This is a genomic window from Pseudomonas sp. JH-2, from assembly GCF_036231725.1.
In the GTDB taxonomy this organism is placed as follows: Bacteria; Pseudomonadota; Gammaproteobacteria; order Pseudomonadales; family Pseudomonadaceae; genus Pseudomonas; species Pseudomonas delhiensis.
In genome coordinates this window covers 13,603-33,407 of record NZ_JAZAQP010000062.1, presented here as the reverse complement: position 1 = coordinate 33,407, position 19,805 = coordinate 13,603, and the positions used below count along the sequence as shown (strand labels likewise).

At 60.4% G+C, this 19,805-nt stretch carries 13 protein-coding genes; all 13 read left to right on the top strand.

Going from position 1 to position 19,805, the window contains the following annotated elements:
- Positions 1–165: dTDP-4-dehydrorhamnose 3,5-epimerase family protein (locus VV867_RS27860; protein ID WP_328568134.1), on the top strand; the 165-nt coding region annotated here is incomplete at its 5' end.
- Positions 162–992 carry an ABC transporter permease gene (locus VV867_RS27855; protein ID WP_328568132.1) on the top strand — a complete coding sequence of 277 codons (831 nt, stop codon included), beginning with the start codon at positions 162–164 and terminating at the stop codon, positions 990–992. The genes VV867_RS27860 and VV867_RS27855, both read left to right, overlap by 4 nt.
- Positions 982–2,337 (top strand): ABC transporter ATP-binding protein, encoded by a 1,356-nt coding sequence (locus tag VV867_RS27850; RefSeq protein WP_328568131.1) that lies wholly within the window; start codon positions 982–984, stop codon positions 2,335–2,337. Before VV867_RS27855 ends, VV867_RS27850 begins: the two co-directional genes overlap by 11 nt.
- Entirely contained in the window at positions 2,324–6,505 is a 4,182-nt protein-coding gene (locus VV867_RS27845; protein ID WP_328568130.1) for a glycosyltransferase, read from the top strand. Before VV867_RS27850 ends, VV867_RS27845 begins: the two co-directional genes overlap by 14 nt.
- Positions 6,505–8,319, top strand: coding sequence for a haloacid dehalogenase (locus tag VV867_RS27840; protein WP_328568129.1), 1,815 nt, complete (start codon positions 6,505–6,507; stop codon positions 8,317–8,319). Before VV867_RS27845 ends, VV867_RS27840 begins: the two co-directional genes overlap by 1 nt.
- Positions 8,320–8,403: 84 nt before the next feature.
- Positions 8,404–9,021, top strand: a complete 618-nt coding sequence (gene cysC, locus VV867_RS27835) for an adenylyl-sulfate kinase (RefSeq protein ID WP_328568128.1) — start codon at positions 8,404–8,406, stop codon at positions 9,019–9,021.
- A gap of 32 nt (positions 9,022–9,053) precedes the next feature.
- Positions 9,054–10,847, top strand: coding sequence for a sensor histidine kinase (locus tag VV867_RS27830; RefSeq protein WP_442965057.1), 1,794 nt, complete (start codon positions 9,054–9,056; stop codon positions 10,845–10,847).
- Complete coding sequence (locus VV867_RS27825; protein WP_328568127.1) at positions 10,844–12,226, top strand: sigma-54-dependent transcriptional regulator; 1,383 nt, start codon at positions 10,844–10,846, stop codon at positions 12,224–12,226. Before VV867_RS27830 ends, VV867_RS27825 begins: the two co-directional genes overlap by 4 nt.
- A gap of 131 nt (positions 12,227–12,357) precedes the next feature.
- The gene (locus VV867_RS27820; RefSeq protein WP_116425110.1) at positions 12,358–13,779 is read left to right on the top strand and encodes a UbiA family prenyltransferase; all 1,422 of its coding nucleotides are present in this window, start codon (positions 12,358–12,360) and stop codon (positions 13,777–13,779) included.
- Positions 13,779–15,095 (top strand): FAD-binding oxidoreductase, encoded by a 1,317-nt coding sequence (locus VV867_RS27815; protein WP_328568126.1) that lies wholly within the window; start codon positions 13,779–13,781, stop codon positions 15,093–15,095. Before VV867_RS27820 ends, VV867_RS27815 begins: the two co-directional genes overlap by 1 nt.
- Positions 15,092–15,832, top strand: coding sequence for an SDR family oxidoreductase (locus VV867_RS27810; protein ID WP_328568125.1), 741 nt, complete (start codon positions 15,092–15,094; stop codon positions 15,830–15,832). The genes VV867_RS27815 and VV867_RS27810 overlap by 4 nt, the downstream gene beginning before the upstream one ends.
- 24 nt (positions 15,833–15,856) lie before the next feature.
- Entirely contained in the window at positions 15,857–18,169 is a 2,313-nt protein-coding gene (locus tag VV867_RS27805) for a hypothetical protein (RefSeq protein ID WP_328568124.1), read from the top strand.
- Positions 18,130–19,800 carry a hypothetical protein gene (locus VV867_RS27800; RefSeq protein WP_328568123.1) on the top strand — a complete coding sequence of 557 codons (1,671 nt, stop codon included), beginning with the start codon at positions 18,130–18,132 and terminating at the stop codon, positions 19,798–19,800. The genes VV867_RS27805 and VV867_RS27800 overlap by 40 nt, the downstream gene beginning before the upstream one ends.
- Positions 19,801–19,805 lie beyond the last annotated feature (5 nt).

Sequence of the window (19,805 nt, the reverse complement as noted above, 5' to 3'; positions counted from 1 at the left end):
AAGACCACCGATTATTACGCGCCGCAGCATGAGCGCTGCCTGGCCTGGAACGATGCCGAGGTGGGCGTGGACTGGATGCTCGAGCGTCTCGATGGCGTCGCTCCGCAGCTCTCGGCCAAGGACCAGGTCGGCAAGTCGTTCTCAGAGGCCGAGTGCTACGCATGAACCCCCATGCTGCGGCCCCTGTCTCCCTGCCGTCTCTACTGCGCAGCCTGTGGGCCCATGGACAATTGATCGTGCAAATGACCCGCCGCGAAGTGGTGGGTCGCTACAAGGGCTCGGTCATGGGGCTGCTGTGGTCCTTCCTCAATCCGCTGTTCATGCTGGCGGTGTATACCTTCGTGTTCTCGGTGGTATTCAAGGCCCGCTGGGGCGGCAGCGAAGATGAAAGCCGCGGCCAGTTCGCCGTCATCCTGTTCGCGGGGATGATTGTGCACGGCCTCTTCGCCGAAGTGCTGAACCGGGCGCCGACGCTGATTCTCGGCAACGTCAACTACGTGAAGAAAGTGGTCTTCCCGCTGGAGATCCTGCCGGTGGTCAGCCTGGCTGCGGCGCTCTTCCACAGCTTGGTGAGCGTCGTCGTACTGCTGGGCGCCAAACTGCTGATTACCGGCACCCTGCAGTGGACATCGGTATTCCTGCCGCTGGTCCTGCTGCCACTGATGATCTTCACCCTGGGCCTGGCCTGGCTTCTCGCCTCCCTTGGCGTCTACCTGCGCGACGTGGGCCAGACAATCGGAATCCTCACCACCATCATGCTGTTCCTGTCCCCGGTGTTCTTCCCGGTCACCGCGCTGCCGGAAAACCTGCGCCCATTGATGATGGCCAACCCGCTGACCTTCATCATCGAGCAGGCCCGGGATGTGCTGATCTGGGGCCGCCTGCCGGCCTGGCGAGGCCTGGCGCTCTACATGCTGGCATCCAGCCTGACCGCCTGGCTCGGCTATGCCTGGTTCCAGAAGACACGTCGAGGTTTCGCGGATGTCCTCTGACGATGTGGCGATCCGCGTCCGCGGTATCAGCAAGTGCTTCACGACATACGACAAGCCCCATGACCGCCTGAAACAGGCGTTCATGCCACGCCTGTACCGCTTGCTGGGCCGCCCCGCGCCCCACTATGGCCGGGAGTTCTGGGCGCTGAAGGACATCGACTTCGAAATTGCCCGTGGCGAAACCGTGGGCATCGTCGGCCGTAACGGCTCCGGCAAGTCGACCCTGCTGCAGATCATTTGCGGCACCCTGATGCCGACCAGCGGCGAGGTCGAAACCCATGGCCGCATCGCCGCGCTGCTGGAGCTGGGCTCGGGCTTCAACCCCGAATTCAGCGGGCGCGAGAACGTCTACCTGAACGCCTCGGTCCTCGGGCTGAGCCGCCAGGAAGTGGACCAGCGCTTCGACAGCATCCTGGCCTTCGCCGACATCGGCGACTTCATCGACCAGCCGGTGAAGAACTACTCCAGCGGCATGGCGCTGCGCCTGGCCTTTGCGGTGCAGGCGCAAGTCGACCCGGACATCATGATCGTGGACGAGGCGCTGGCCGTCGGGGACGCACGCTTCCAGGCCAAATGCTTCGAGCGCCTGCGCCAGCTGAAGGAGAACGGCACCAGCATCCTGCTGGTCACCCACTCCAGCGAACAGGTGGTCACCCACTGCTCGCGCGCCATTCTCCTGGATTCGCACCGGGTACGGATGATCGGCGAACCGCGGCCGGTGATGAATCGCTACATGGACCTGCTGTTCGGGCGAGAAAAGCGCGAGGACACACAGGTAAACGAGCCCGCTACCCCGTCTTCCTCCAAGCGATTGAGCGCATCTCTTCTCAGCCGGGAGGAGGATCTTTATTCAACCCGTGCGCACTACAATCCGAACGAATATCGCTGGGGAGATGGAGCTGCAACTATTCTGGACTTCAACCTGCGAGCCAATGGCCTGGAATTTTCTCACAGTGCCACCTCCGGCAGCAGGATCACGCTGGATGTAGCAATCCGCTTCAACCAACTGGTGGTCAACCCCATACTGGGCTTCAACGTCAAGACCAAAGAAGGTGTGACGTTGTCCGGCAGTAATTCCTATCTGCTTGAATGCGCCGCTTTCCAGTCCTCCGGGCAACAAGGCAGCGTGGTAACTGCGCGTCTTGAGTTCGAGAATCGACTGGCATGCGGAGACTACTTCCTATCGCTAGGCGTGGCATCACGCCAAGGCCAGGACATAGTGCCGCATGATCGTCGCTACGACTCCATTCATCTGGTGGTAGCTCCGACCGATACTATTTCCGGTCTGGTGGACCTGGGGCTCACCATGGAAATTGATCAGGTAACCGTTGATGTTCCAACTTGAAAGCCAAGGCTACATTTTTGTCAAAGCCCAGAGATACTGGGCCCGCCCTGAATATTCGGGAATAGCCTATAGCGATGGTGATTTCGCTGAAAATCGCCTGGGACGCATCATTAGCGGGGCATCCGATCTTTCAGTACTGTCCAGCGAACTACGCCGACAGTGCCAGGACTGGCAAACGCTCTACCACCTCAGTTCCCAACGCGCCAATGTTCTCCGCCCCTTCGAGCACCTGCTGCAAGGCAAGGTGCTGGAGATAGGCGCAGGTTGCGGCGCCATCAGCCGTTACCTTGGTGAGTCCGGCGGCCAGATCCTGTCCCTGGAGGGCAGCCCCCGCCGCGCCGCCATTGCCGCCAGCCGTACGCGTGACCTCGAGAACGTCACCGTTCTGACGGAGCGCTTCGACGATTTCCGTACCGATGAGCGCTTCGACGCCATCACGCTGATCGGTGTTCTCGAATACGCGAACATGTTCAGCGATGGCGAGCATCCGGCGCTGAATATGCTCGAAAGAGTCAGGGAACTGCTGAAGCCCGATGGTCATCTCTTCATCGCCATCGAGAACCAGTTGGGTCTGAAGTACTTCGCTGGAGCCCCGGAGGACCATCTAGGGCAGGCGATGTACGGAATCGAAGGGCGCTACCAGCAAGGTCAACCGCAAACCTATGGCCGCCATGCGCTGGAAGCACTGGTTCGCAAGTCCGGGTTCAACAGCGTCGAACTCCTCGCGGCCTTTCCCGACTACAAGCTTCCCAAATCGGTCGTGACAGCGAAGGGTTGCAGTTCGAGGGACTTCGACGCTGCGGCACTCGCCTGGCAAAGTGTCCAGAACGACCCGCAGTTGCCCCGCGAAACCCATTTCAAGCTCGGTAATACCTGGCCAGTCATTTTCGAGAACAGGCTTTCTCTGGACCTGGCCAACTCATTCATCGTGGTTGCCTCAAGAGACACGACAGCAAGTGTTCCAGAACAAGTTCTGGCCTACCACTACAGTACTGAACGCGCACGGCCATTCTGCAAAGAAACGCGCTTCGAAGAACCAGCACCGGGGAAAGTCGACGTCATATGCCGTCGACTGTCATCGGAAGTAGCTGCCGCCGACACAGTTAACCTGAACCTGCAGCCAAACGCCGACTACAGCAAGGGCCAGGTTCTCTCTCTGGCCTTCCTGAAATGCCTGACCACGCCGGGCTGGCGCATCAACGAACTCGCGGAATTGATCAAGGTCCATGCGCGTCTGCTTGCCGCCCTCGCATTCGGATCTGCCGATCACCCGTCGCCACTGACAAGCCGCAGTCTACTTCCCGGCGAACTCTTCGATGCCATACCGCAGAACGTCATTTGTACCAGTGATGGTATGCAGTTATTCGACAAGGAGTGGTCCGTTGCTCACGATATCGAGCTTGGCTACGTCATATTCCGCGGTCTGCTGCTCATGCTTCATCAGGCGGGTAGCATCTATCCTCCAGAAGATGACCCTGAGGTATCCAGAAAGGCCTTCATAGAGCATGTCATGGCCGCAGCTGAACTCCCCGTGAACTCGGCTGATCTTGAACGCTACATTGCTCAGGAAGCAGATATCCAGCAAACCATCACAGGCCTCGACAAAGGCCAGCTGATGAACTGGCAGCCTGACGCTCCATTATCTCCAGCGCCATTGAAGAAAAGAGCGAACGCCACTCTTTACTTCACCGAGAATGGGGAGTTCTCCGAAGCGAAGTCCTTGCACAAGGAACTCCAGGCCGGGCGACAGGAAGTAGAGTTCGAACTGAACAGATCTCTCGGCCAAATCTCCAGGCTTCGCTGCGATCCTATTGATCAACCGCATTGGCTCATTCTCCATGACCTGGTAGTGCATGATGCTCAGAGCCAGGAGCTGTGGAGATACTCTGTTGATTCGCAGCAGGCCACTCATATAGGCATAACTGATGTCCTGAGCAACAGTACATTGCTTCGCGCCAGCGATAACGATCCACAAGTAATATTGCCAGCGATACCGGAACAAGGACAGCTTAGGGTTCAGCTGGATATCGAATTGCTGAGCGAGGCACGTGCCTGCCAACTTATTCAGCAGTCGAACCAGGAGCGTAAACAGCAAAGCCAGGAGTTGCAGAATGCTTTGCACGACAGCAGGCAGCATGCTGAAGCGTTGCAACAGCGCTTGGTCGAGAAAGACCACCTGACCCACGCGCTGAACCAAAGCATCAACGAAATCCGCAATTCGACTAGTTGGCGCCTCACCCGCCCGCTCCGTCTGGCCGGGCGCTTGTCCCGCAGGGCACTGAACGCCGCGCGAGCGGCACGACACCTGGCCCGCCAACACGGTTGGCGCAAGCTGCTGGAGCGCGGTCTCCAGGTGCTGCGTCGAGAGGGTCTACGCGGAGTCATCGCGCGCGCGCGCCAGCATCGCCGGCTGCAGATGCAACAGCCACTGCCGCCCGCCTCTCCGCTGAAAGTCATTCCTGCAGTCTTGGGCAGGGACTCGGCAGGCCATTACCAGTTAGCCAGGAGCGGTGGCTACTGTTATGTCCCCCCCGCCCGTCCAGATGATCTCGAGGCTCGTATCGCAGCAATCGGCAGCCAACCGTACTTCTCGATCGTAGTCCCGGTCTACAACACCCCGCTGGACCTGCTGGACAAGCTGTTGGCCTCTGTGCGCGACCAGTGGTATCCCCACTGGCAACTGATCCTGGCGGATGACAAGAGCCCTGCCGAAGATATCCAGGCCGCTCTCGCAAGCATCGACGATCCGCGCATCAAGGTACTGCGCCTGGAAAAGAACCAGGGCATCTCCGGCGCCACCAACGCGGCCATCGAGGCGTCCGACGGCGATTTCATCGTGTTCCTCGACCACGACGACGAACTGACCGCCGACTGCCTCTACGAAATGGCGCTGTGCATCGAACGCGACGCACCCGACTTCATCTACAGTGACGAGGACAAGCTGGCCGAGGATGGCAGCTATACCCAGCCGCACTTCAAGCCGGACTGGTCGCCGGACACGATGATGAGCACCATGTTCACCTGCCATGCCTCCTGCGTGCGAAAGAGCCTGTTGGAAAAGACCGGCTTGCTGCGCAGCCAGTTCGATGGCTGCCAGGACTGGGACTTCGTGCTGCGGGTCGCCGAACATACCCGGCGGATCAGCCACATTCCGAAGGTGCTGTACCACTGGCGGATCATCCCCGCGTCGGTGGCTTCGGACATCGCCGCCAAACCCTACGTCCTCGAAGCCTCGCGCCAGGTACGCCTGGATGCCCTGCGCCGCCGCGGCTTGGCCGGCGACGTGGAGCCCGTCACCCAGGTGCCCGGCTACTTCCGGGTCAACTATCACCTGCAGGGAACGCCGCGGATCTCGATCATCATTCCCAGCCGCGACAATGCCGAAGTGCTGCGCCGCTGCCTGGACTCGATCCGCAGCCAGACGACCTACGCCAACCACGAGATCATTCTTCTGGATAACGGCTCGGTGCAACCCGAGACGCTGGCCTACCTGGAAAGCCAGAAACAGCAGGAGGGTACCCAGGTCATCCGCCACGACGCGCCCTTCAACTTCTCCGAGCTGAACAACCTGGGCGTTCGGTACGCCCGTGGGGACCTCCTGCTGTTCCTCAACGACGACACCGAGGTGCTCTGCCCGGACTGGCTCGAGCGCATGGGTGGATATGCGCAATTGCCCCATGTCGCAGCCGTGGGTGCGAAGCTGCTATATCCGGATAACAAGGGCATACAGCACGCCGGGGTTCTGAACCTGGCCAATGGTCCGGTGCATGCCTTCCTGCATCATGACAGCGAGGCACCAGCCTATTTCATGCGCAACCTGCTCGAATACAACTGGATGGCGGTCACCGGTGCCTGCCTGATGATGGAACGCAGCAAGTTCGACACCCTCGGCGGTTTCGACGAGTCGTTCCCCGTGGCCTACAACGATATCGAACTGTGCTTCCGCGGCATCGAGCACGGCTACTTCAATGTGGTCTGCCAGGCCGTCACGCTGGTCCACCACGAATCCGTCAGCCGCGGTCTGGACCAGATCGATCCGGCGAAACTGGCACGCCTGCAGAACGAACTGGCCCGGCTCTATCAGAAGCATCCGCAGTATTTCCAGTACGACCCCTTCCATAATCCGAATCTGCATCCCAGCGGGCTCAATTTCGAGGTGCCGGCCTGATGCATGCCAATCTGATGCTGTCCTCCTCCGCAGAAGCCCAGCCACCCTATGATCTGAGCGAACTCGAGCACTTGGTCGAACAGGCCGGAGCGGTATCCTTCGATTTCTTCGACACCCTGTTCGTACGGCCCCTGCTGGACCCCGAGGATGCCTTCGAGATCCTGGCTCAACGACACGCCATGCCGGACTTCCGCAGCCGCCGGCAGGCAGCCCAGGCAGGCGCATTCCGCAACATGCTCGCCGCAAGCCGCAAGGAAATCACCCTGCAGGACATTTACGCCTGCTTCGAGGGCGACCAGGCCCAGGCGATAATGCGAGCGGAATACGAACTGGAACTGGAACTGATCGAACCCAACCCGGACCTGTTCCCGCTGCTCCAGCGCCTGGTGGCTGCCGGCAAAGCCGTCGCGATCACTTCCGACATGTACTTCTCGGCGGACTTCTTCCTCGACGCCCTGCGCCCCTATGGCCTGGAGTCAGTGCCGCTGTTCATTTCGGCCGACTGCAATGCCACCAAACGCGACAGTGGCGAGCTGTTCGACCACGTCATACGGCATTTCAACCTCCCGGCCAACCGCATCCTGCACATTGGCGACAGTCTGTTGGGCGACGTGACCCGACCGCAGGAAAAGGGCCTGATGGCCTATCACTACCAACCACTGCGCAGCAAACCCAAGGAGAAAGGTCTCTCCCTGGGAACTTCGATCGGTCATGGCCTGCTGCACACCCAGGGTCGGGCCATCGACGCGAACAGCTATGAAGAACTGGGCTTCCTGTATGGTGGCCCGGCAACCGTCGGCTTCCTCCAGTGGATCAGCGAGCAGGCACGCCGTGACCGGATCGATCACATCCTGTTCCTGTCACGCGACGGGTTCGCCCTAGAGCGCGTTGCGCGGCTGCGCCCGGAGTTGGCGCTGCCACGCAACGATTACTTCTATGGCTCGCGGATAGCCTTCACCCTCGCAGCCATCACCGAGCAGAACTTCACTCACCACCTGCCCTTCCTGCTGTCCGGCAGCGATGGACTCGCACCCTGCGAACTGCTCGAACGCATTGGCGTAACCGCGCCGGCGGCAGAGGTGATGAACGACCTCGGCCTGGGCAGTGAAACCGTCATTTCCCCTGCACTGCAGCAAACCTTGACGAGCTTCCTGTATGCCTATCGATGGGAAATCCTCAAGGTATGCCAGACGAATCGACGGGCGCTGTTCAGTTACCTGCAGCAAATCGGCCTGAAGGCAGGTCAGCGCGTAGCCCTTGTGGATGTCGGCTGGAGCGGCACTACCCAGGAAGCGTTCGAGCAAGCCGTACGCCCGCTGCTACCGCTGGAAACCCATGGCTACTATTTCTGCCTGGCGGATACGCCGGAGCGTCGTCGGCGCGATGGTCAGCAAAGCATGCGGGCCCTGTTCGATGGAACGAACACTGCACCGGACGTCCTTTCGCGCCTCTATGCCAATCGCGTTGCGGTCGAATTGTTCTTCTCCGCGCCGCATGACTCCGTCATCGGGCTGGTTCCCGGTACGCCGGTAAGCATTCGCAGCGATGCCGGTCGCGATGCCTGCGACGACCTGCAGGGTGTATCCAGTGCCGTCTGCAGTGGCATCGAATCGTTCGCCAAGTTCTTCTATCCACTACAGGAACGCCTGCGACTTCGTCTGCAACCGCAGGATATCGCCTGGCCAATGGTGGAACTTGCCAGCACGAGCAACTGGGATAACCTGCCGCTGATCAAGCGCCTGAGGAACTTCGATGCCTGGGGTAGCTCGCGCAATCGGACCCTGACCATCACCGACTACCTGAGGGCTCATTGATAGCGGAGAATCCCTCCGACGCGCTCCAGTCGGCGCCACCAGAACAATAACGAAAAACCGAAGGACCTGCGGAGAGAGTGAACAATGGTGTCATTCAGCAAGGCAAACATCGTTTGGCAACAAGGCATCATATCACCACAACGACGCCAGCACCTGCTCGGCCAGCGCCCCTGCACTCTCTGGCTCACCGGACTGAGCGGGGCAGGCAAGTCGACGCTGGCCTTCGCCCTGGAGCACGCCTTGATCGAACAGGGCCGGCTCTGCTACGTGCTGGATGGCGATAACGTCCGTCACGGGCTGAATCGCAACCTGGGCTTCACGCCTGCCGACCGCGCCGAGAACATCCGGCGCATTGCCGAAGTGGCCCGCCTGATGAACGATGCGGGGCTGATCGTGATTACCGCTTTCATCTCGCCTTATCGGGAAGACCGCGCCATGGCCCAGCAGATCATCGGCGAGCACAGCTTCCAGGAAGTCCATGTGAGCACGCCCCTGGCCGTCTGCGAATCGCGCGACCCCAAAGGCCTGTACCTCAAGGCGCGCAACGGCGACATCCAGGAATTCACGGGTATTTCATCTCCCTACGAACCCCCGGAAGCACCAGAGCTGGTACTCAACACCCACGAGTTGCCTGTCGAGGAGTCGCTCTCCCGCCTGCTGGAATTGGCGCTGGCAAGCAGCCGCCTCCCCCTGTCCCCCTGAGTCAGCGGCAAGTGGCACGCTCGACGCGGCTTCTGCCTCCGGCCCAATGGCGCTATGTCCTGGCGTTCCTGATCCTGCTGTGGCCATTGCTGTGGTTGCTTCACCACTTCGCCGAGCGCTACTACAGTGAACAACTCGCAGAGCAGAACCAGCAGACCCTCGATCTCTACGTCGGCAACCTGCTCGGCACGCTGCGCCGCTACGAGGACCTGCCGCCTATCCTCAGCGAGCTGCCAGCGCTGCGAGCCACCCTGCGGCAAACCGAAGACCTGGAAACCCGGGATGCTGCCAACGCCCGCCTGGCGGATATCTGCCAGCGCACCGGCGCCGATGTCATCTATCTGATGCGCCCCGACGGCCTGACCCAGGCCGCCTCCAACTGGGACCAGCCAGACAGCTTCGTCGGCCGCAATTTCTCCTTCCGCCCCTACTACAAGGAGGCGATCCAGGGCAAGCCGGCGCGCTTCTTCGGCCTGGGCACCACCTCCAACCGGCGTGGCTACTACTTCGCCAGTGACGTTCGCGAAGGCGATAGATTGCTGGGCGTCCTGGTGGTCAAGCTGGATCTGGAGCACATGGAACAGCTCTGGGGCAACACGCCGGAGCAGTTGCTGGTCACCGACAGCAATGGCGTGGTCATCCTTTCCTCCAACAGCACCTGGCGCTTCCATGCCAGCCGTCCGCTGTCGCCGGCCAAGCGGCGCGAGATCGCCGAGAACATCCCCTATCCGGTGCTCGACCCCAAGCCTCTGCAAATCGACGAGAAACGCTGGATCAGCCTCAGCCGCGAGCTGTCGGAAACCGGCTGGACAGTGAGCATCTACACACCAAAGACGCAGATCGACCGCCCGGTACGCAGCGTGCTGCTGATAGGCGGCGCGACCCTCATGACCCTGCTGCTGCTGCTCGCCCTGCTGAGCATCAGCCGCCGCCATTACCTGGAACGCATCGCCCTGGAGGCCCAGGCCAAGCGCCAGCTGGAAATGCGCGTGCTGGAACGTACCCAGGAGCTGGAAGGCGCCAATGCCCGACTGCAGCAAGAGGTGCATGACCGCGAGCAGGCCCAGCGCGAGCTGATGCATGCCCAGGACGAAGTGGTACAGGCCGGCAAGCTGACGGCCCTGGGCACCATGTCGGCAAGCATCAGTCACGAGCTCAACCAGCCGCTCGCCGCCATCCGCAGCTACGCCGACAACGCCAAAGTGCTGCTGGACCACCAACGCCTCGACGACGCCCGCGGCAACCTGGAGCAGATCAGCTCGCTGACCGAGCGCATGGCCTCGATCATCGCCCACCTCAAGGCCTACGCCCGAGGCGCCCGTCGCGCGCCGGAAAACGTCGCCCTGCAGCCCGCGATCAACGACGCCCTGGCCCTGGTGGCCAGCCGGCGCCAGGCGATGAACGTCGAGCTGCAACGCGACCTGCCCGATGCGCCAATCTGGGTGCAGGCAGGGGAAACGCGCCTGCGGCAGATCCTCGCCAACCTGCTCTCCAACGCGCTCGATGCCCTCAGCGAGAAGGCCCCGCCACGGCGCCTCTGGCTCACGGCCGAGCAGAAGCCGGACGGCATCGTCCTGTACCTGCGCGACAACGGCCCGGGTTTCTCCGAGGAGGCCCTGGCCCACGCCCGCGAACCCTTCTTCACCACCAAGACCAGCGCCAAGGGGCTCGGCCTCGGCCTGGCCATCTGCGACACTCTGCTGCGCGCCCTCGGCGGCCGCCTGGAACTGGGCAATCACCCCGAGGGCGGCGCTCTCGTACAATTGCACCTGTTGCCGGGCATCCCCGGCGTGATGCCGACGCCCCAGGAGGAAACCCGCGCATGAGCAGCGCCGCATTCGCAGCCGATACCCAGGTCCTGCTGATCGACGATGATCCGCACCTGCGCCAGGCGCTGGGCCAGACCCTCGATCTCGCCGGCTTCCATGCCACCAGCCTGGGCGATGCCAGGGATCTGGACGCCAGCCTCGCGCGCGACTGGCCGGGCGTGGTGGTGAGCGATATCCGCATGCCTGGCATCGACGGCCTGCAGTTGCTGGAGCAGTTGCACGCCCAGGACCCGGAGCTGCCGGTGATCCTGATCACCGGGCACGGCGACGTGCCCCTGGCGGTCAAGGCCATGCGCGCCGGCGCCTACGACTTCCTCGAGAAGCCCTTCCCCAGCGACGCCCTGCTCGACAGCGTGCGTCGCGCCCTGGAGGTGCGCCGCCTGGTGCTGGAGAACCGCAGCCTGCGCATGGCCCTGGCCGAGCGCAAGGAACTGAAGGGGCGCCTGGTCGGCCAGTCGGCCGGCATGCAGCGCCTGCAGGAGCAGGTGGCGGCCCTCGCCGGACTGCAGGCCGACGTGCTGATCCTCGGCGAGACCGGCTCCGGCAAGGAGGTGGTCGCCCGCGCCCTGCACGACCTTTCCGGCCGGCGCAACGGCCCCTTCGTCGCCATCAACGCCGGCGCCCTGGCCGAGTCGGTGGTGGAAAGCGAGCTGTTCGGCCATGAGCAGGGCGCGTTCACCGGTGCGCAGAAGCGCCGCATCGGCAAGTTCGAGTTCGCCAACGGCGGCACCCTGTTCCTCGACGAGATCGAGAGCATGAGCCTGGACGTACAGGTCAAGCTGCTGCGCCTGTTGCAGGAACGTGTGGTCGAACGCCTGGGTTCGAACCAGTTGATTCCGCTGGACATCCGCATCATCGCCGCGACCAAGGAGGACCTGCGCCTGGCCGCCGACGACGGCCGCTTCCGCGCCGACCTCTATTACCGCCTGAACGTCGCCAGCCTGCGCATTCCGCCCCTGCGCGAGCGCGGCGAGGACATCCTGCTGCTGTTCCAGCACTTCGCCGAGGGTGCCGCGCAGCGCCACGGCATTGCGGCCCGCACCCTTTCCCCCGCGCAACGCGCGCAACTGCTGGGACACAGTTGGCCGGGCAATGTGCGTGAGTTGCAGAACGTCGCCGAACGCTTCGCCCTGGGGCTGGAGCTTGGCCTGGACGAATACCAGACCAACGCCCCCGCCCAATCAGTCGGCGGCTCGCTGAACGAACAGGTAGAGGCCTTCGAACGCGCCTTGATCGCCGCCGAGATGGCCAACCAGCACAGCTCGCTGCGCAGCCTGGCCGAGACGCTGGGCGTGCCGCGCAAGACCCTACACGACAAGTTGCGCAAGCATGGGCTGCTGTTCAACCAGCCAGAGGGTGCGTCAGGAGACGATTGAGGGCCCTCTGTCAGTTATCGGCTTTTTCTACGCCAGCTCAGCAGCTAGTATCCGCGCTTGCAGATTTACAAGAACGTAAAAGCATTTTTGCTCAATGGACTCTTCTCATGGACTTATCGAGGTAGTAGTACGTGTCAGCCCCCTTGGTCGTCGATCTTGATGGCACTCTTATCCACAGCGACCTACTGCTCGAATCCGGCCTGAGCTTTCTCAAGCGCCATCCTCTGAAGGCGTTGTCGCCTCTACGCTGGCTGGCCGGTGGCAAGGCGAACCTGAAAAGCCGCCTGGCCGGCGTAGCGCCAGTGGACGTCTCGGTACTGCCTTACAACAAGGCGGTCATCGAACTGATCCAACGCAAGAAGGAAGAAGGCCATCGCATCGTCCTGGCAACGGCTAGCCATCGTAGCTATGCCGAGCAAATCGCCGAACACCTCGGCCTGTTCGACCAAGTCCTGGCGACCGACGAGCACATCAACCTCTCGGCCCACCGCAAACGTGACGCTTTGGTCGCCGAATTCGGCATGCAGGGCTTTGATTACGCAGGCAACTCCAGTGATGACCTGCCCGTCTGGCAGGCTGCCCGACGCGCCTATGTGGTGAACTCCAGCGGCAAGATCAGCCAGCGCGCCCACAGCCACGGCAACGTCGAGGAAGAGCTCAAGCATGAGGTGCAGGTCGCCCGTACCTGGATCAAGGCCTTGCGCATGCACCAATGGGCGAAGAACGCCCTGATTTTCGTGCCCTTGCTGGCCAGCCATCGCCTGCTGGAAACCCACCTGCTGCTCAATGGGTTGCTGGCATTCCTGTTCTTCGGTCTGTGCGCATCGAGCGTCTACGTGCTGAACGACCTGCTGGACCTGGAGGACGACCGTCACCACGCGAGCAAATTCCGCCGGCCGTTCGCCAGTGGCGCGTTGTCGATCAAGAGCGGCCTGCTCGCGTTCCCGCTACTATTGCTGGCCGGATTCAGCGGCGCCCTGCTGCTGTTGCCGTGGAAATTCAGCCTCGCGCTTCTGGCCTACTACCTGCTGACACTGGCCTACTCCTTCTGGCTGAAACGCCGAATGGCGGTGGATGTGCTGGTCCTGGCGATGCTCTATACCTCGCGCATCATTGCCGGCACCTTTGCCTTCGAGGTGAAGCTGACCTTCTGGATGCTGGCGTTCTCGATGTTCATCTTCCTCAGCCTGGCGCTGGTCAAGCGCTACGCCGAGTTGCGCGATGCCCGGATGAAGGGCAAGAACCAGAAGACCCGGGGGCGCGGCTACTACCCCGATGACCTGGAAATGGTTTCCTCGCTGGGGGCATCGTCAGGCTACCTGTCAGTGATGGTGCTGGCGCTTTACATCCAGGATGGCAGCACGGCAGCGATGTATCACTATCCACAGCTGATCTGGCTGGCCTGCCCACTGCTGCTGTACTGGATCACCCGGATCTGGATGCTGACCCACCGTGGGCTGATGCACGACGACCCTGTGGTCTTCGCCATCAAGGATCGCACCAGTCTGCTCATCGGCGCGTGCTTCGCACTGATCTTCTGGGTGGCCGCCTGATGGCCCGCCAGTTGGCTTCCTGGGGGCGTTACCCTTACGCCCCTCAGGAACTGCACCCTTGCGCCTGGCGCGATGAATTGCCGTCGCTGTTCCAGCGCCTGGCAACCGAAGGGACACTGCCCTACGGCAATGGCCGCAGCTATGGCGATAGCTGCCTCGCCGCCAGCGGCGAATTGCTGCAGACGCGCCAGATGGACCGACTGATGGCGGCCGACTGGGAGCAGGGGCTGGTCCGCGCAGAGGCGGGAATGACCCTGGCCGAGCTGCTCGCGGTCGCTATCCCCCGAGGCTGGTTCCTGCCGGTCACCCCCGGCACCAAGTTCGTGACTCTGGGCGGTGCGGTAGCCAACGACGTGCACGGCAAGAACCACCACGTCCGCGGGACCTTTGGTCGCCATGTACGCCGCTTCGCCTTGCTCCGCTCGGACCAGGCGGCCCTGTTGGAATGCAGCACCGCGGAAAACCCCGAGCTCTTCCAGGCCAGCATCGGTGGCCTTGGCCTGACCGGCATCATCGCCTGGGTCGAGCTGCAACTGATGCCGATCACCTCCAGCCGCATCGACAGCGTCACCGTGCGCTTCGACTCCCTGGGCGAGTTCTTCAGCCTGTCGGAGGAGTTCGACAAGACCCACGAGTACACCGTGGCCTGGATCGATTGCCTGGCCAAGGGCCACTCTGCCGGGCGCGGCGTGTTCTCGGTAGGCAATCACGCCCGGCAGGGCGCCCTCGAGGTCGATGGGCGGACGCGCCTGAGCGTGCCGCTGACTCCACCGATCACCCTGATGAACAAGCTCAGCCTGAACCTGTTCAACAACGCCTATTTCCATCTGCACAAGCCCGGGCGACACGCAGCGCAGGGCAGCTATGACCCGTTCTTCTATCCGCTGGACAGTATCCTGCACTGGAATCGCATCTACGGACGCAAGGGTTTCCAGCAGTACCAGTGCGTCATACCGGAGTCTGCCGCCGAATCCGCCATGGCGGACATCCTGGCCAGCATCGCGGCCAGCGGCAGCGGCTCCTTCCTGGCGGTGATGAAACGTTGTGGCGACGTGCCTTCCCCGGGCCTGATGTCCTTCCCGATGCCAGGGGTGTCCCTGGCCCTCGACTTTCCCCAGCACCAGCGCCTGGAGTCGGGACTGTTCAGTCGTCTCGACCAGATCGTCAGGGCAGCAGGCGGCCGCCTCTACCCGGCGAAGGACGCGCACATGTCGGGTAGCGACTTCCGCACCTTCTATCCCGCCTGGCAGCAAGTCGAAGCACTGCGCGACCCGGCCCTTCTCTCCCTCTTCTGGAAACGTGTGACCCAAGCATGAAGAACATCCTGATCGTCGGCGCCAGCTCCGCCATCGCCACAGCCTGCGCCCGCCAATGGGCCACCGAGCGGGCCCGTTTCTTCCTGGTGGCACGCAACGAAGAGAAACTCGGCCAGGTAGCCGACGACCTGCGCGCCCGTGGCGCCAGCGAGGTACAGACCTACGCCCTGGACATGAACGACCTGCAGGACCACGAAGCCATGCTGGCCAGCGCCGTCGCCAGCCTCGGTAGCCTCGACATCAGCCTGATCGCCCACGGCACCCTGCCCGACCAGGCAGCCTGCCAGCAGGATGTCGACCTGGCCCTGCGCGAGTTCTCCAGCAACGGGCTGAGCGTGATCGCCCTGCTGACCCGCCTGGCCAACCGCCTGGAACAGCAACGCAATGGCAGCATTGCGGTGATCTCCTCGGTCGCCGGCGACCGTGGCCGGCCCTCGAACTATCTCTACGGCACAGCCAAGGCCGCCGTCACCACCTTCTGCGAAGGTCTACGCGCGCGCCTGTTCAAGGTTGGCGTGCATGTACTGACCATCAAGCCCGGCTTCGTCGACACCCCGATGACCCAGGGGCTGCCGTTGCCCAAGGCACTGGTGGCGACCCCGGAGCGGGTGGCTGGCGATATCGTCCGCGCGCTGGAGAAGAAGAAGGACAGCATCTATACCCCGGCGTTCTGGGCAGGGATCATGCTGATCATCAAAAGTATTCCTCGTCCGATTTTCAATCGTATCAACTTGTAATATACGAATAGAATAGGGATATCCATGATCAGCTGGAATACCGAAATTGAAAAGCTCCTTAGCTTTTCACTCAATAGAACCCTGCAAGTAGCATTCTATTGTCTCATCTTGGTATTGGTCGCCTGTACAATCATTCCCTTCGCCCCCAGCTTCCCGGTACTTGGCCAGGATCCAAGCTGGCACTTCGGCATGCTTGCCGCCACGGCTGAACGACTGAGTCTTGGCCGGGAGCTGATCTTTACCTTCGGCCCTTATTCAAGTCTGTATACAAAGGTCTATCACCCACAGACCGATACTCAGACATTGGTAGCCGGTGTAACCCTGGCAGTATCGCTGTCACTGCTGATCATTCTGCGCTTTTCCAACTATGCACCCTTGGCGCGCACGCTCCATATACTTTTGCTGCTGATTTTATTACGTGGAAGCCCGGACTCCCTGTTTTTCTCCATTCCACTGTTGTTGTGCCTTTCTGTGACACAAGCCAACAGCACTGGAAAACGTCTTGTTTTCGTCTTTTGCTGCCTGACGCTCGGCTTGCTTCCCTTGATAAAAGGCTCATTGCTGCCACTTTGCGTGGCCAGTATCTTGCTCTGCCTCGGCTATAGTATCCTGAAAAGAAACCATGCAATGGCGCTGGGCATAATCACGACACCCTTGCTAGCAGCTTTGGCTTTCTGGAGTTCTGCCGGCCAGTCGCCGTTTGGACTAATTGAATATACGCTAAACTTAATGCCGATCATTTCAGGCTACAGCAACTCAATGGCCAGTTACGGCGCCGAAACGCAGATAATCTATTACCTGGCCTGTAGTGCAGCTCTATTGGTCGCAATAGCTACTGTCGAGAAAAAAAGCCAATCCCTCAAGATCCTCCCATTCCTCTCTGTCGCTCTCTATCTATTCATTTCCTTCAAAGCTGGTTTCGTCAGGTACGATCACGCGCATATAGCATTCGACGCCTTGCTCATTGCGCTAGTCCTCACATCCGATGTAGCCAACAAAAAACTCTGGTACATAACTGCCGGGGTAACAGCCATCCTAACCTACAACTTTGGCGCTTGGGGAGCGCGCAGCTTTACGCTCACGCCCTACCTATCAGCCCTTCAAGGCGCCATAGAACGTGTGCGCCAGCCTGACAGACTCTATGAAGGTTACAAGGCAAGAATGCTGGAGCTCAGTGCCCTCTCTCCTCTCGAGGTCAAGCCTGGCACATCCGACATCTACTCGTTTGATCAGAGCCAACTGCTCGCCTCCGGGAATCGGTGGTCACCACGCCCGATATTTCAGAGTTACAGTGTCTACACCCCCGAACTGGTGAGAATAAACGAGCGCCATCTACGCGGGGAAAACGCGCCGGATAACATCTTCTTCAAAGTTCAGCCAATAGACCGGCACTACCCTAGCCTCGAAGACGGCCTCAGTTGGCCGACCTTGCTGCAACTTTATTCGCCAAGTGCTTTCCAGGGCGACATGCTGACGTTGGTCCGCAACAAGCAACGGCCCGATGAAGCACCAGTGCTCCGACTGGTTGGAGAGCAGCGTGTCAGGTTAGCATCCTGGGCCTCTGTTCCCCGGGAAAAGATCGTATTCGCAAAAATCATCCTCAGACCTTCACTTGCAGGGAAGGTGGCGGCTCTTTTGCTGAAAAGCAGCGAGCTGAAAATAACCGTCTCTCTGCGCAATGGTGAAACGCGAGACTTCAGGTTCATCGCTGGTATGGGGGAGACAGGCTTCATACTGTCGCCCCTTGTCGAAGACACCTTCGACTTCCTCACGCTCAGTACCCAGGAAGGCTCCTATCTGGACCACAAGCAGGTCACCGGCCTCTCAATCAGTCCGGTGTCGCAAGGCTTCCTCTGGCAAGACGCATACGACCTCCAGTTCTATGCACTGGAGCTGCCGCCCTCTACGGTGCCCAAAGCCAGCTTCTTCAGTGAAACGCTAGCCATCGCACCGTCCGAGGTACGGCTCGCTCCCTGCGAGACCTCGGTGGACCTGATAGCGGGTAAGGCTCCCTCACAGGTAAGAATGACCATAAGCAAGACACTGACGATTGCTGGCTGGAATATCGTATCGAGCCAACAAGGATTGGCTCCGCAACAGATCTTCACCACGCTGGAAGACAAGCACGGCAATACCCTCTTCTTCCTCAACAAGAAGGTGGCTCGTGCTGATGTTAAGAGTTTCTTCGGACATCCAGAAATGGATGACGTCGGTTTTCAGGCAAACATCGACATTTCCGGACTGCAGGGAGACTACGTACTGGGTATCGCCCGGCGAACCAACAGCGGAATTGAGAAATGCCAGCAGGTCGCCTTCCCCCTGGAAATCAAGAATTGATGTCGACAAGTACAGAAAACCAAAATGGCGAGCGGATGAGTTTTGAAAACAGACTCTCTCCCGCGATGACCTCCGAAATCAAAGTATTCCTGTGTGCGCTTGTGGTCGCGCTTCTGGCTCTACGAGTGGGTAATCACAACCTGATCCTGGCTAGCCTCTGGGCAGAAGACGGAACAGTGTTTCTCAACCAGGCCAATGCAATTGGCTTCCACTCCCTATGGCTGCCCTACAATGGCTACCTTCACCTCTATCCCAGGATAACGGCGCTGCTGGCAACTTGGCTGCCGCTGTCGGCAGTCCCCTTGCTCTTCAATGTGAGCTGGTTCCTTGCCGTTGCCGCAGCAGTTTTCTCCTTGTACTACTTCGCCAGAAAGCAGGCATTCGGCCCTATGACCTGCTTGCTATTGACAGCCTGCGTACTACTCCAGCCCAGCAGTGGTGAAACACTCTTCACCTTGACCAATGCCCAGTGGTTCATCGGCATAGCACTCATTCTATATATCTGCGGCCCCAACAATCCGAAACCCAATCCTGCGACTTACCTGGCATTGGCTCTCGCCGCCCTGACCGGTCCGTTCGCCCTTATCGCCCTTCCTGTTCTTCTTGTCCAAAGCCTCTATGCTCGAAAAGCAATGCCCTCTTTGGGTAGCTGCCTGATATTGTTGATTTGTTCTGGCATCCAACTTTATTTCCTCATCAACAGTGATCGGATGGGGGGAAGCAGGGTACTGGACACCAACTATCAACACTGGCTGAAAGCACTCTGGACATCGCTGAGCTTCGGCTTGAGCTCAAGAACCGGCAGTATTTGCGCCCTGGCAATCTGGGTTATATTCCTGACCGCAACGGCAAAGCAATTGCGCTCAGGAAATCGCCAGGCAATCACCCAGCAAATCTCACTCCTGTTCCTCGCCGGTCTACTGCTGGCAGCGGGCATGATGACGGAGAAGCAGGCACCCCATACTCTAAGCCCCTTGGGCGCGGGTTCGCGCTACTACCTCATACCCTATACGCTGCTTATAGTTTCGGCATTCCTGTCCTTGCGCCGCTATCCAGTCCTCGGACTACTGGCACTATTGCTGTTCTCGATTATCTGTACGAAGGGCTTCATGAAGCTCGATCGCGGCGAACTGCAATGGCCTGCCTATACCCGCCTTGCCAAGATAGCTGGTCCACTTTACATACCCATCGCACCCAATACCGGAGCGTTCCCAGGTTGGTCGGTATATACGGAGGCGCCTACGCACCCCGGCCGCACTATCGGTCTTCCTCTGGAAAATACTTATACCTATAACGTCCAGGCATCGATCCAGCCAGAGGGCCTTGGCATCCAGCCCACCTCTTCGGATCCGCTCATACGATTCGTTGTTCCAGCGTGTACTGACAGCAGATACATCGGTGTCATCATCAATGCTTGGAGAGAACAGGATGGTTTCGTCCAAATGTTCTGGGGAAAAGACTTCGCCTTCGATGAGCAGCACTCCCTACGCCGCTACTATCCGGCCGGCGATACCACCATCCAGTTTGCCTATGAACGAAGAGAAACTGACAATACCGTCCGCTTGGACCCATCGGAGAACCAGGGAAAAATTGTGATCCGAGATATCCAACTCAGTTGCCTGGGAAACTAACCTGC

Bases quoted from the DNA above. Each gene is read 5' to 3' on its own strand.
- VV867_RS27855 (WP_328568132.1), top strand. From the start codon at position 162: ATGAACCCCCATGCTGCGGCCCCTGTCTCCCTGCCGTCTCTACTGCGC.
- VV867_RS27850 (WP_328568131.1), top strand. From the start codon at position 982: ATGTCCTCTGACGATGTGGCGATCCGCGTCCGCGGTATCAGCAAGTGC.
- VV867_RS27845 (WP_328568130.1), top strand. From the start codon at position 2,324: ATGTTCCAACTTGAAAGCCAAGGCTACATTTTTGTCAAAGCCCAGAGA.
- VV867_RS27840 (WP_328568129.1), top strand. From the start codon at position 6,505: ATGCATGCCAATCTGATGCTGTCCTCCTCCGCAGAAGCCCAGCCACCC.
- cysC (WP_328568128.1), top strand. From the start codon at position 8,404: ATGGTGTCATTCAGCAAGGCAAACATCGTTTGGCAACAAGGCATCATA.
- VV867_RS27825 (WP_328568127.1), top strand. From the start codon at position 10,844: ATGAGCAGCGCCGCATTCGCAGCCGATACCCAGGTCCTGCTGATCGAC.
- VV867_RS27815 (WP_328568126.1), top strand. From the start codon at position 13,779: ATGGCCCGCCAGTTGGCTTCCTGGGGGCGTTACCCTTACGCCCCTCAG.
- VV867_RS27810 (WP_328568125.1), top strand. From the start codon at position 15,092: ATGAAGAACATCCTGATCGTCGGCGCCAGCTCCGCCATCGCCACAGCC.
- VV867_RS27805 (WP_328568124.1), top strand. From the start codon at position 15,857: ATGATCAGCTGGAATACCGAAATTGAAAAGCTCCTTAGCTTTTCACTC.
- VV867_RS27800 (WP_328568123.1), top strand. From the start codon at position 18,130: ATGCCAGCAGGTCGCCTTCCCCCTGGAAATCAAGAATTGATGTCGACA.